Below are 12312 nucleotides of genomic sequence, written 5' to 3'. Positions count from 1 at the left end.
GTACGGCGGGGAACGTCAGAGCGCGCAGGCCTGGCTGTCGACCTGCTGATTGGCCGTGCGGCCGAGCCTGATGTCGTCGCGGATCTCGTCCGCCGTCAGCGCGTAACCCGTCTGGGCGTCGTCGAGCGACCGGGCGAAGATCACTCCGTACACCTGGCCGTCGGCCGTGAGCAGCGGGCCGCCGGAGTTGCCCTGGCGGACCGTCGCGAACAGCGAGTAGACGTCGCGGCGCACCTCGCCGCTGCGGTAGATGTCCGGTCCCTTGGCGTCTATGCGGCCGCGGACACGCGCGGAGCGCACGTCGTACGAGCCGTTCTCCGGGAAGCCCGCGACGATCGCGCTGTCCCCGGAACGGGCGTCCGCCTCGGCGAAGCGCAGGGGCGGTGCCTTCAGGTCGGGGACGTCCAGGACGGCGATGTCGCGCTTCCAGTCGTAGAGGACGACCTTCGCGTCGTACCGCCTGCCCTCGCCGCCTATCTGCACGGTCGGCTCGTCGACTCCACCCACGACGTGCGCGTTCGTCATGACACGGCGCTCGGCGAAGACGAAGCCCGTGCCTTCCAGCACCTTGTTGCAGCTCTGCGCGGTGCCGACGACCTTGACGATGGAGCGCTGCGCGCGGGCCGCGACCGGGCTGTTGACCAGCGCCGGGTCCGGGGGCCTGACCTCGGTGATGGGCTCATTGGCGAAGGGGCTGAAGACCTGCGGGAATCCGTTCTGCGCGAGCATCGACGAGAAGTCGTCGAACCATCTGTCCGCCTGCGCGGGCATCACCCTGGAGACCCCGAGGAGGACCTTGGAGTTCCGGACCTCCTTGCCGAACGGCGGCAGGGTGGTGAAGGCGAAGAGGGAGCCGATGATCCAGGCCACGACCAGCATGGCGAGGACGTTCACCAGGGCGCCGCCGGTCGCGTCCAGCGCCCGCGCGGGGGTCCATGTGATGTACCTGCGGAGCTTGTTGCCGAGGTGGGTGGTGAGGGCCTGGCCGACGGACGCGCAGACGATCACGATCACGACCGCGACGATCGCCGCTGCCGTGGACACCTCCGTGCCGTTCGTCATCCGGTCCCAGAGGAACGGGAGCAGATAGACGGCGACGAGCCCACCGCCGAGGAATCCGATCACCGACAGGATGCCGACGACGAAGCCCTGGCGGTACCCGACGACGGCGAACCACACGGCGGCGAGCAGCAGCAGGATGTCCAGCACGTTCACCGTCGATAGCCTCGCAGTTTCGTCGTCCGGCACTCCGTCCGGCAGGGGGTCTCCGGATCAGCTCCCGGTGACGCCGGACCGGCCACCGGGAAAACACAGCACGGGGGCAACGGTCTCATGCGCGCCAGTCGAGCGGGACCTGCTTGGACCGGTCCCATGGCCGCTCCCAGCCCGCGAAGTGAAGGATGCGGTCGATCACTCCGGCGGTGAAACCCCAGACCAGAGCCGATTCGACCAGAAATGCCGGGCCGAGGTGACCGCTGGGGTGGACGCTCGTCGCCCGGTTCGCCGGGTCCGTGAGATCCGCCACGGGCACCGTGAAGACCCGGGCGGTCTCGGCCGGGTCGACGGCGGCGACGGGCGAGCGGTCGCGCCACCAGCCGAGGACCGGGGTAACGACGAAGCCGCTCACCGGGATGTACAGCCGGGGCAGCACGCCGAAGATCTGGACGCCGGACGGATCCAGACCGGTCTCCTCCTCCGCCTCCCGGAGTGCCGCGCGGAGCGGCCCCGTGGTGGCCGGATCCCCGTCCTCGGGGTCGAGGGCACCGCCGGGGAACGACGGCTGGCCGGCGTGGGAGCGCAGACTGCTCGCCCGCTCCATGAGCAGCAGTTCGGGGCCCTGGGCGCCGTGCCCGAAGAGGATCAGCACGGCTGACTGCCGCCCCCCGCCGCCTTCGGGCGGAAGGAACCGGCTGAGTTGCTCGGGAGCGATCGTCCTGGCGGACCGCTCGACCGGCTCCAGCCACTCGGGCAGGCCGTCGCTGCTCACGACCGCGTCGCCGTCGTATGTCTCATGTGTGCGTGTCATGGGCACCCCCGTGGTGTGCAACGCGTGCGGTGGCCGGGATCGTTCCGGCCCGGCTGCGGCAGACCGCGTCCCGACGCGGTCCGGGGGACCCTGCAGGACGACGTGCCCGACCGCACCGACCGGGCCCAGGCGGGCGAGGCGGGCGAGGCGGGCGAGGCGGGCGAGGCCCGCCGGACCGGGGTCGGGCAGCCGGGCGCCTGCCGCCGGGTCCGGCGGCAGGCGCCCGGAGGGATCACGCGGCCCCCAGCGGAGGCGCGGGCTTGCCCGGGTAGTCGGGCGGAGGGTTCAGACGCTGCCCGGGGAAGCCCCCCATCTCGTACTTCAGGAGCTTCTTCGCCTTCTCCGGATCGGTCTCGCCCTCCCCGTAGGAGGGGCACAGCCGCGTGATGGGGCAGGCGCCGCAGGCGGGCTTGCGGGCGTGGCAGATCCGGCGGCCGTGGAAGATCACCCGGTGGGAGAGCATCGTCCAGTCGCTCTTCGGGAAGATCTCGGCGACCTCCGCCTCGATCTTGACCGGGTCGTCCTGCTCGGTCCACTTCCATCGGCGGGCGAGCCGCATGAAGTGGGTGTCGACGGTGATACCCGGGACCCCGAACGCGTTCCCCAGCACCACGAAGGCCGTCTTGCGCCCCACGCCCGGCAGCGTGACCAGGTCTTCCAGCCGCCCCGGGACCTCGCCGCCGAAATCGTCCCGCAGGGCCCTGGAGAGGCCGATGAGGGACTTCGCCTTGGCCCGGAAGAAGCCGGTCGGCCTGATCAGCTCCTCCAGTTCCTCCGGCACGGCGGCGGCCATGTCCTCGGGCGTCGGGTACGCCGCGAAGAGCGCGGGCGTCGTCTGGTTCACCCGCAGATCCGTGGTCTGGGCGGACAGGACCGTGGCGACGAGCAACTGGAAGGGGTTCAGGAAGTCGAGCTCGGGGTGCGCGTACGGATACACCTCGGCCAGCTCGCGATTGATCCGCCGGGCCCGGCGGACCATGGCCTGCCGCGACTCGGGCCTGGCCGCGGGAGTGGTCCGCGCCTTGGCCGCCGTCCCGGAGCCCGCGGCCTTCTTCGCGGGGGCGGCCTTCTTCGCGGCCGACGCCTTCTTCAGGGCCGTGGCTTTCTCCGTGGCTGCGGTCTTCTTCGCGGAGGCGGCCGTCTTCGCGGAGGCGGCCTTCCTCGCGGAGGCTGCCCCGGTGGTGGCGGTCCCGCTCGGGGCCGCTGACTTCCTCACGGGGGCCTGCTTGGCGGCGACCTTCTTGACGGCGGCCTTCCTGGTCGTGGTCGTAGCCCTGGAGGACTCCGCCGCCTTCCCCGCGGGGGACCCGGAAGCGGTCCCGGCTGCGGTCTTCCTGCCGGCGGCCTTCCTCGCGGCAGCCGTCTTCGCCTCCGGCGTCTTCCGCTCCGCCGCCCGTGGTGCCGTCGGGGAAGCCGTGGAGCTGGTCCTGTTTTTCGCTTTTGCTACTTCTGTCGGTGCGGATGAATCATGTTCGCCCACAGCGGAATTTTGCTCCCCTGCCACTCTGATGGCCCCCTCGGCCTGTGCTCTCACCGGCGAATTGGACACCCGGCCAGCCTAAGGGCCGCCAGGGACATCCGCCCCGGCCATGGCGGATCACCACTCGAATCGGCCCCTGACGCACGGCAGGAGGGGCCGGTGCGTCAAACTTGTGGTGGACCCTTGTGATCGATCGCACTGTTTTCCTGTGCGGCATCATGGGGACCACCGTCCCCTGAGCAGGTCGACAAGGAGAGAACTCGTGGACGACGTTCTGCGGCGCGCCCCGCTCTTCGCGGCGCTCGATGACGAGCAGGCCGCGGAGCTCCGCGCCTCGATGAGTGAAGTGACGCTCGCCCGCGGCGACGCGCTCTTCCACGAGGGCGACCCCGGCGACCGCCTGTACGTGGTCACCGAGGGCAAGGTCAAGCTCCACCGCACCTCGCCCGACGGCCGGGAGAACATGCTGGCCGTGCTCGGTCCCGGTGAGCTGATCGGCGAACTGTCCCTCTTCGACCCGGGCCCGCGCACCGCGACCGCCACCGCCCTCACCGAGGTCAAGCTCCTCGGCCTGGGCCACGGCGACCTGCAGCCCTGGCTGAACGCACGCCCCGAGGTGGCCACCGCCCTGCTGCGCGCCGTCGCCCGCAGGCTCCGCAAGACCAACGACCAGATGTCCGACCTGGTCTTCTCCGATGTCCCCGGCCGTGTCGCCCGGGCGCTCCTCGACCTCTCGCGCCGCTTCGGCGTGCAGTCGGAGGAGGGCATCCACGTCGTCCACGACCTGACCCAGGAAGAGTTGGCCCAGCTCGTCGGCGCCTCCCGCGAGACCGTGAACAAGGCGCTCGCCGACTTCGCACAGCGCGGCTGGCTCCGCCTCGAGGCCCGCGCCGTCATCCTGCTCGACGTGGAGCGCCTCGCCAAGCGTTCCCGGTAGCCGCCGTCCGGGCGGGCCCCGGCAGCCCTCGTACGGAGGCGCCTCGCACGGGATCGTACGACCGTCGGGCCCGACGGGACCGCACCCGGGGCCCGGCTCCGGTACGCGCGGCTCGGCACGGCCGCTGACAGACACGGAACGAAGGGGCCGCCCGGCAGATCTGCCGGGCGGCCCCTTCGCGTGTCCCGAGCACCTCTCTCCGGGCGCCCCGATCACCGCGTACGCGGTCGGTCAGCGCTTGCTGCCGTCCACGATCAGCGGGTTCCCGCTGCCGCCGCCGCACGGAACGGCGTAGACGGGGTTCTTGGCCGCCGCGTCCTTGTAGGCGTCGATGCACTGGTTCATCAGGACCTTGTCCGTCAGCGAGTTGTTGAGGATCTTGTTCGCCCGGGCGATGCCCTCGGCCTCGATCCTTCGCCGCTCGGCCTCCGCCGTCGCGGTGCGCGCCGCCTCGGTCGCACGCTCCGTGGCCTGCTGCTGCTGGATCTTGCGGTCGATCTGGTCCTGCAGACGGTCGGACGGCTTCACATTGCGCAGGTTCACCGTGGTCACGTCGATGCCGCGAGGGGCCAGCCGCTCCTTGACGAGACGGCCGATCTCCGTGTTGATCTGCTCGCGGGCCGACGCGTAGCCCTGCTCGCTGGTGTAGCGGGCGAAGACGTTGCGGACGATCTCACGGCTGTCCGGGTAGACCAGTCGCTGCTGGATGGCGTCCTCGCTGCCGGCGAGCTTGTAGAGCTCGACGGCCTTCGCGGGCGTCACCGCCCACTTGACCGTCACCTCCGCGTACATGACGCCGCCCTGGCTGGAGCGCACCTCGACCACGTCCTTGTCGGAGAGGTTGAGGTCGACCGGCCGGGTCGAGAACGTCGTGACGCTCGTGAAGGGCGACGTGACGTGCATGCCGGACGTCATGGGCGTGCCGACCTTGCCGAAGGCGACCGGGACGCCGACCTCGTAGGCACTGACGACGTACACCATGCTGGAGATGCCGGCGAACACGCCGGCGATCAGTGCGGCGGCGGCACCGATCCTGAGGCCGCGTGGCCCGCCGCCACGCGCGACGAAGAACATCACCACGGCGGCGACGACGAGCAGGATGGAGACGACGAACACGGTTTCCCCCCGGGTACGTACAAGTACGAAACGCTGAAAGTAAGCGGAGCGTAAAGCACCCGTGTCGCGGGCCCCGGAGCGGGGTGCCTCCGCGGATGCGGTCGCGCTCCGGCCCGGAGAGAACGGCCGGGGGACGGCACGGGTAAGGCCCGGCGGGCACGGGAGGCGGTCCGGAGGGGAGCGGGGAGGCACCCGGAGGCCCGTGCCCCCGACGAGGCCGCCGATGAGGAGGAACCGGGGCCGGCAGCCCTGGGCCGCGTTGTGAAAGTAGCTCCGCCCGCCCGCAGGGCGGGGCCTGCGTCGAGCAGCGCGCCGTGCACGCGCCGCGGGCGTGCAGCGCGCCCGCGCCCCCGGCGGCGGGCCCGGCCGCCCGGCGACTGGGCCGGCTGCCCGGAGCACCGCGGCAGCGCGGCGTCCGGTGCGTGCGATCGCAGGGCGGAGGCTCATCCTCGTACTGGACGTGCCTGGATGAATCCGACAACGCAGAGAGCGTGCGTGCCCGGCGTCGCGGGCCGGGAGAGACTTCGCAACGCGGCCTAGATGAGGCCGTGCTCCTGCAGGTACTCCAGCTGCGCCCGGACCGAGAGCTCCGCCGCGGGCCACAGCGACCGGTCCACGTCGGCGTACACGTGCGCGACCACGTCGGCCGCGGAGCCGTGGCCGTTCTCGACGGCCGTCTCGACCTGCGCGAGCCGGTTCGCGCGATGGGCGAGATAGAACTCCACGGCGCCCTGGGCGTCCTCCAGGACCGGTCCGTGGCCTGGGAGCACGGTGTGCACCCCGTCGTCGACGGTCAGGGAACGGAGCCGGCGCAGCGAGTCCAGATAGTCACCGAGGCGGCCGTCCGGATGCGCGACGACCGTGGTGCCCCGGCCGAGGATGGTGTCTCCCGTCAGCACGGCCCGGTCGGCGGGCAGATGGAAGCAGAGCGAGTCCGCCGTGTGCCCCGGGGTCGGCACGACCCTCAGCTCCAGGCCCCCGGTACGGATCACGTCCCCCGCCGCCAGCCCTTCGTCACCGAGCCTCAGCGCGGGGTCGAGGGCACGCACCTTCGTCCCGGTCAGCTCGGCGAGCCGGCCGGCTCCCTCCGCATGGTCCGGATGCCCGTGCGTGAGCAGGGTCAGTGCGATCCGCTTGCCCGCCTCCTCGGCCGTCGCGACGACGTTCCGGAGGTGCGCTTCGTCGAGCGGGCCCGGGTCCACGACGACGGCGAGGTCCGAGTCGGGCTCGGTGACGATCCAGGTGTTGGTGCCGTCCAGCGTCATCGCGGACGGATTGGGCGCCAGGACGTTGATCGTGCGGGAGGTCGCCCGCCCGGAGACCACCGCGCCGCGCGGCTGACCCGGCAGCGCCGATGCGTTCGTCATGGCGTGCCTCCCGCCGGATCGGCCGGTCCGGCCCCGCCCGCGGGGACGTGTTTGGTGAACTCGTCGTGGCCCGGCCAGCTGAGCACCAGTTCCCCGTTCTCCAGGCGTGCCTGGGCCAGGATCGGCGCGAGGTCCTGTTCGGCCGCGGCGGCGAGGGCGTCCGCGGCGGTGGCGAACCGCCCCAGCACCCGCAGCGTGGCGATCGTCGGCGGCATCATCAGCAGCTCGCCCTTGTCGTACCCGGCGGTCGCGTCGGCAGGCCGGATCCACACCGTGCGGTCCGCCTCGGTGGAGGCGTTCCTCGTCCGCTGCCCGTGGGGCAGCGAGGCGACGAAGAACCAGGTGTCGAAGCGGCGCGGCTCGAACTCCGGGGTGATCCAGCGGGCCCAGGCCCCGAGCAGGTCCGACCGCAGCACCAGCCCCCTGCGGTCCAGGAACTCGGCGAAGGACAGATTCCGGTCGACGAGCGCCGCACGGTCGGCCTCCCAGTCGTCGCCCGTGGTGTCCTCGACGACGGAGTCCCCGGTCTCCCCGGCCAGCAGGACCCCGGCCTCCTCGTAGGTCTCCCGGACCGCCGCGCAGACGACGGCCTGCGCGGACGCCTCGTCCTCGACCCCGAGCCGCTGTGCCCACTCGGACAGGGAAGGCCCCGCCCAGCGCACCGGGCGCGCGTCCCGCTCGTCCACCCCGCCGCCGGGGTAGACGTACGCACCCCCGGCGAAGGCCATGGAGGCGCGGCGGCGCAGCATATGGACGTGTACACCCTCGGAGGCGTCCTTGAGCAGCATCACGGTCGCCGCCCGGCGGGGGGCGACGGCGGTGATCTCGCCCGCGGCGAGCGCCCGGATCCGGTCGGGCCATTCCGGTGGGTACCACTGACCATTGGACATGGCCGGATGCTATGCGCTCACGCGCGGATGTTCGAGGGGTGCCCGGTCCGCGGCGGCGGTTCGGGCGGGCAGGCCGGCCCGTGTCCGCCGCGGTTCCGCCGATGCGGGCCGGCGAGCGCGATCCCGCCGGCTGTTCCTGCCGCGCGGCGGTTCGGACCGCCCTCCCACGGAGGACTCCGGAGTCCGTCGGGGCGACCCCGACTCCCCGACGAGAGGCCGGTGGCCGCCCAGGGGGACGGGTCCCTGGCCGCCGCGAGGACCGGGACCTGTGGAGGGATCGAGTCCCCGACCGCCGCGAGGGACCGGGACCTGTCGAGGGGACGGTCCCCGGCCGCAGCGGGGTTCGGGACCCGTCGAGGGGACGAGACCCGTACACCCGCAGGGAGACTTCGGGCGCCGAAGGGGAGACCCCGGCTCCGCTCCTCGAGGAGACTCCGTCCCCCGTCGAAGAGAGAGCCCGGACTCCCCGCGACGGGGATCCGGGCCTCTTCACGGCTCAGCCCTGGACGAGCTCCACCTGGATCTCGACCTCGACGGGCGCGTCCAGCGGCAGCACGGCGACGCCCACGGCGCTGCGCGCGTGCACACCCTTGTCGCCGAGGACCGCACCCAGAAGCTCGCTCGCGCCGTTGATGACGCCGGGCTGCCCGGTGAAGTCGGAAGCGGAGGCCACGAAGCCGACCACCTTCACGACCCGGGCGATCCGGTCCAGGTCACCGGCGATGGACTTCACGGCGGCCAGCGCGTTCAGCGCACAGGTGGCGGCCAGTTCCTTGGCCTCCTCCGGGGTCACCTCCGCACCGACCTTGCCCGTGACCGGAAGCTTGCCCTCCACCATCGGGAGCTGCCCCGAGGTGTAGACGTACGGGCCCGACTGCACGGCCGGCTGGTACGCCGCCAGCGGCGGTACGACGGCCGGCAGCGTCAGCCCGAGTTCGGCGAGCTTGGCCTCGACGGCACCGCTCATGACTTCTCCCGCTTGAGGTAGGCCACGAGCTGCTCGGGGTTGTTCGGCCCGGGGACGACCTGGACGAGCTCCCAGCCGTCCTCGCCCCAGGTGTCCAGGATCTGCTTGGTCGCGTGCACGAGAAGGGGCACGGTCGCGTATTCCCACTTGGTCATGGAGCCGACTGTAGCCGCACCGGCGTGCGGCTCCGTGCCACAGGTTCGTGCGGCACGCGAGACGCCCCGGCACGCCTGACCCGCCCAAGGCGACCCGGGGTCGCTTAGCCTGCGGGCCGACTGGTTAGGCTCCAGGACGTGAGCAGGCTCCAGGTCGTCAGCGGCAAGGGCGGTACCGGTAAGACGACGGTCGCCGCGGCCCTCGCGCTCGCCCTCGCGACCGAGGGGAAGCGCACCCTCCTCGTCGAGGTCGAGGGCAGGCAGGGCATCGCGCAGCTCTTCGAGACGGAGGCGCTGCCCTACGAGGAACGCAAGATCGCCGTCGCTCCCGGCGGCGGTGAGGTGCACGCGCTCGCCATCGACGCCGAGCGGGCCCTCCTCGACTACCTCCAGATGTTCTACAAACTCGGGTCGGCCGGCCGGGCGCTGAAGAAGCTCGGCGCGATCGACTTCGCCACGACCATCGCACCGGGTGTACGGGACGTCCTCCTGACCGGCAAGGCCTGCGAGGCCGTCCGCCGCCGGGACAAGCAGGGCCGGTACGCCTACGACCACGTCGTCATGGACGCCCCTCCGACCGGCCGCATCACCCGCTTTCTGAACGTCAACGACGAGGTCGCGGGGCTCGCCAAGATCGGCCCGATACACAATCAGGCCCAGGCCGTGATGCGCGTACTGAAGTCCGCAGAGACGGCGGTGCACCTGGTGACGCTGCTGGAGGAGATGCCCGTCCAGGAGACCGCGGACGGCATCGCCGAGCTGCGCGCCGCGGACCTCCCCACCGGCAACGTGATCGTGAACATGGTCCGTCCGCACATCCTGGACGAGGAGGCGGTCCGTGCCGCCGCGACCGCCGGCCGCCGCAAGGACATCGCCAAGTCGCTGACCGGGGCGGGCGTCAGCGGTGCGGCCGGACTGGTCGGACCGCTGCTGGAGCAGGCCGCCGAGCACGCCCAGCGCGTGGAGCTGGAGCGCGAGCAGCGTGCTGCGCTGAAGGCCCTCGAGCTGCCGGCGTACGAACTCCCCCTGCTGAGCGAGGGGGTCGACCTGGCCGGGCTGTACCAGTTGGCGACCGAGCTGCGAAAGCTCGGTGTGACCGCCGGAGCCGATACCGGGACGGATGCCCAGTGACCGGAGTGAACGGATGACGTCGTCGATGACGCACGGCAGCACGCTGCAGGACACCCCGCTGCTCGAGATCGACCCCCTGCTCGACGACCCGGGGATCCGCATCATCGTCTGCTGCGGCGCGGGCGGGGTGGGCAAGACGACGACCGCTGCCGCCCTCGGGGTGCGGGCGGCGGAGCGCGGCCGCCGGGCGGTCGTGCTCACCATCGACCCCGCACGCCGGCTGGCCCAGTCGATGGGGATCGACCTGCTGGACAACACCCCGCGCCGGGTGGAGGGCATCGAGGGCGACGGCGAACTGCACGCCATGATGCTCGACATGAAGCGCACCTTCGACGAGATCGTCGAGGCGCACGCGGACCCGTCGCGGGCCCGCGCCATTCTGGAGAACCCCTTCTACCAGTCCCTGTCGGCCGGTTTCGCGGGCACGCAGGAGTACATGGCGATGGAGAAGCTGGGGCAGCTGAGGGCGCGCGACGAGTGGGACCTGATCGTGGTGGACACTCCCCCGTCGCGGTCGGCGCTGGACTTCCTGGACGCCCCGAAGCGGCTGGGGTCGTTCCTGGACGGCAAGTTCATCCGGCTGCTGATGGCCCCGGCGAAGATGGGCGGCCGGGCCGGGATGAAGTTCCTGAACGTCGGGATGTCGATGATGACCGGCACGCTGGGGAAGCTGCTGGGCGGTCAGCTGCTGCGGGACGTACAGACCTTCGTGGCGGCGATGGACACGATGTTCGGCGGGTTCCGCACTCGGGCCGATGCCACGTACCGGCTGCTGCAGGCGCCCGGAACGGCGTTCCTGGTGGTCGCCGCCCCGGAGCGGGACGCGCTGCGCGAGGCGGCCTACTTCGTGGAGCGCCTGGCGGCGGAGGAGATGCCGCTGGCCGGGCTGGTGCTCAACCGGGTGCACGGAAGCGGTGCCGCCCGGCTGTCCGCCGAGCGTGCTCTCGCCGCCGCGGAAAATCTTGACGAGGGCCGCATTGTGGATCAGGAGGCCGGGAAGGCTGCTGGGCGTGGCTCCACGGGGTCCTCTCCCACCCCTTCCGCCGTGGAGCCGGTTTCCGAGTCCGAGTCCGACCAGCCCTCGGCGCCCCCGACCTCACAACTGACCGCCGGTCTGCTGCGCCTGCATGCCGAACGGATGCAGGTGCTGTCGCGCGAGCAGCGCACACGTGACCGTTTCACCGCACTCCATCCCGAGGTGGCCGTGGCCGAAGTGGCCGCCCTGCCGGGCGATGTGCACGACCTCGCCGGTCTGCGTGCGATCGGCGACAAGCTCGCGGGCGGTGGCTCCGCGCCCGGAGCCGCGTAGCAGACCGTCGGCGCAGCAGACCGTCGTTACGGACCGTGGTCCGCGTGGCCGGTCGCGGTGCGGCAAGGCGGGCCGGACGACGCGGTCGACCCGACGCGCACGAGCGACGGCAGGTACGCCTCCGCTCGACGCGGGCACCGGCCCGCGCCGCTGTGTGATGGCTCACATCGCTCGCGCGGAGGCGGCACGCTCGAAAGGCCGCACACGGCACGGGCAGACCGCCCGTGTTCGGCGTCCAGCAGGGCTCGCACGCAGGGTCACGCCGTACGGCGTCGCGGGACGTCCGAACGTCAGGCCGCCGACCGGCTCAGCCCACGGCACGCCCGTCGCACACGGCTCACCGGCCCAACGGACCCCCGGGCCCGCGGAGCGGGCGGCCGGCGACGGGCAGGATCACGCCGTGGCGCGACCGGCACCGGGTCGGCCCGTGTCGGACCGGGCCGCCGCCTCAGCCCACGGCCGCGAACGTCTCGTAGGTCTCGTCGTCCTCGAGCCCCACGGGCAGGATGCCCGCGCTCCGCTCGTATTCCGTACGCGCGGTCTCCAGCAGGCGGCGCCAGGAGGTGACGGTGGGGCGCCTGCGCAGCAATGCGCGCCGCTCCCGCTCGGTCATGCCACCCCACACGCCGAACTCGACGCGATTGTCGAGCGCGTCGGCCAGGCACTCCGTCCGCACCGGGCATCCGGTGCACACCGCCTTGGCCCTGTTCTGCGCCGCTCCTTGTACGAACAGTTCATCCGGATCGGTAGTGCGGCAAGCTGCCTGCGCACTCCAGTCGGTTACCCAGCCCATGCCGGCGCCGTCCTCTCCCGAATCGAGGCTCCCCCACGGCGGCAGCGGCATATTCACCGCTGCCAGTTGAGGACGTTACGGAAGGTGGGCACAGCGCAACACCCCCTTCGGGCCCAATCTTGAATGGTCCGAACGGACTAT

Annotated in this window: 12 protein-coding genes; 3 read left to right on the top strand and 9 right to left on the bottom strand. The window is 71.9% G+C overall.

Translation table 11 applies throughout. The annotated features are described in order from the left end of the window. Nucleotides 1–15: 15 nt before the first annotated feature. The 3 genes from QRN89_RS19100 to nth all read right to left on the bottom strand — a co-directional run bounded on the left by QRN89_RS19100 (nt 16) and on the right by nth (nt 3242). A complete protein-coding gene (locus QRN89_RS19100; RefSeq protein ID WP_290350628.1) occupies nt 16–1215 on the bottom strand; it encodes a MarP family serine protease in 1200 nt (399 codons plus the stop codon). A 115-nt stretch (nt 1216–1330) separates the two neighbouring features. After that, nucleotides 1331–2026, bottom strand: a complete 696-nt coding sequence (locus tag QRN89_RS19095; RefSeq protein ID WP_290350627.1) for an NUDIX hydrolase — start codon at nt 2024–2026, stop codon at nt 1331–1333. Between the two features lie 232 nt (nt 2027–2258). Then, complete coding sequence (gene nth / locus QRN89_RS19090) at nt 2259–3242, bottom strand: endonuclease III (protein WP_290350626.1); 984 nt, start codon at nt 3240–3242, stop codon at nt 2259–2261. 526 nt (nt 3243–3768) lie between these two features. Here nth and QRN89_RS19085 point away from each other — a divergent pair. Then, nucleotides 3769–4443: a Crp/Fnr family transcriptional regulator gene (locus tag QRN89_RS19085; RefSeq protein WP_017947815.1), complete on the top strand. Its 675-nt coding sequence runs from the start codon at nt 3769–3771 to the stop codon at nt 4441–4443. Between the two features lie 231 nt (nt 4444–4674). On the opposite strand, the gene QRN89_RS19080 is transcribed toward QRN89_RS19085, so the two are convergent. From QRN89_RS19080 to sp36, 5 genes are all read right to left on the bottom strand, one after another. After that, nucleotides 4675–5559 carry a prohibitin family protein gene (locus QRN89_RS19080; RefSeq protein WP_290350625.1) on the bottom strand — a complete coding sequence of 295 codons (885 nt, stop codon included), beginning with the start codon at nt 5557–5559 and terminating at the stop codon, nt 4675–4677. A 536-nt stretch (nt 5560–6095) separates the two neighbouring features. After that, complete coding sequence (locus QRN89_RS19075; protein ID WP_290350624.1) at nt 6096–6926, bottom strand: MBL fold metallo-hydrolase; 831 nt, start codon at nt 6924–6926, stop codon at nt 6096–6098. Beyond that, nucleotides 6923–7816 (bottom strand): NUDIX hydrolase, encoded by an 894-nt coding sequence (locus QRN89_RS19070; protein WP_290350623.1) that lies wholly within the window; start codon nt 7814–7816, stop codon nt 6923–6925. The genes QRN89_RS19075 and QRN89_RS19070 overlap by 4 nt, the downstream gene beginning before the upstream one ends. 496 nt (nt 7817–8312) lie before the next feature. Further along, nucleotides 8313–8783: a RidA family protein gene (locus QRN89_RS19065; protein WP_290350622.1), complete on the bottom strand. Its 471-nt coding sequence runs from the start codon at nt 8781–8783 to the stop codon at nt 8313–8315. Then, nucleotides 8780–8938: a Sp36 family protein gene (gene sp36, locus QRN89_RS19060; protein ID WP_017947820.1), complete on the bottom strand. Its 159-nt coding sequence runs from the start codon at nt 8936–8938 to the stop codon at nt 8780–8782. The genes QRN89_RS19065 and sp36 overlap by 4 nt, the downstream gene beginning before the upstream one ends. 138 nt (nt 8939–9076) lie before the next feature. Between sp36 and bagA the strand changes: the two genes are divergently transcribed. Both bagA and bagB read left to right on the top strand, forming a co-directional pair. Further along, on the top strand, nt 9077–10069 hold the full coding sequence (bagA, locus tag QRN89_RS19055) for an ATPase BagA (protein ID WP_290350621.1): 993 nt from the start codon (nt 9077–9079) through the stop codon (nt 10067–10069). Nucleotides 10070–10082: 13 nt separating this feature from the next. Continuing rightward, nucleotides 10083–11378 (top strand): ATPase BagB, encoded by a 1296-nt coding sequence (bagB, locus tag QRN89_RS19050; RefSeq protein ID WP_290350620.1) that lies wholly within the window; start codon nt 10083–10085, stop codon nt 11376–11378. A gap of 448 nt (nt 11379–11826) precedes the next feature. On the opposite strand, the gene QRN89_RS19045 is transcribed toward bagB, so the two are convergent. After that, nucleotides 11827–12171, bottom strand: coding sequence for a WhiB family transcriptional regulator (locus QRN89_RS19045; protein WP_171052979.1), 345 nt, complete (start codon nt 12169–12171; stop codon nt 11827–11829). Nucleotides 12172–12312 lie beyond the last annotated feature (141 nt).

Source organism: Streptomyces sp. HUAS CB01, from assembly GCF_030406905.1.
Classification (GTDB): domain Bacteria; phylum Actinomycetota; class Actinomycetes; order Streptomycetales; family Streptomycetaceae; genus Streptomyces; species Streptomyces chengbuensis.
This window is presented reverse-complemented; position numbering and strand designations above follow the sequence as displayed.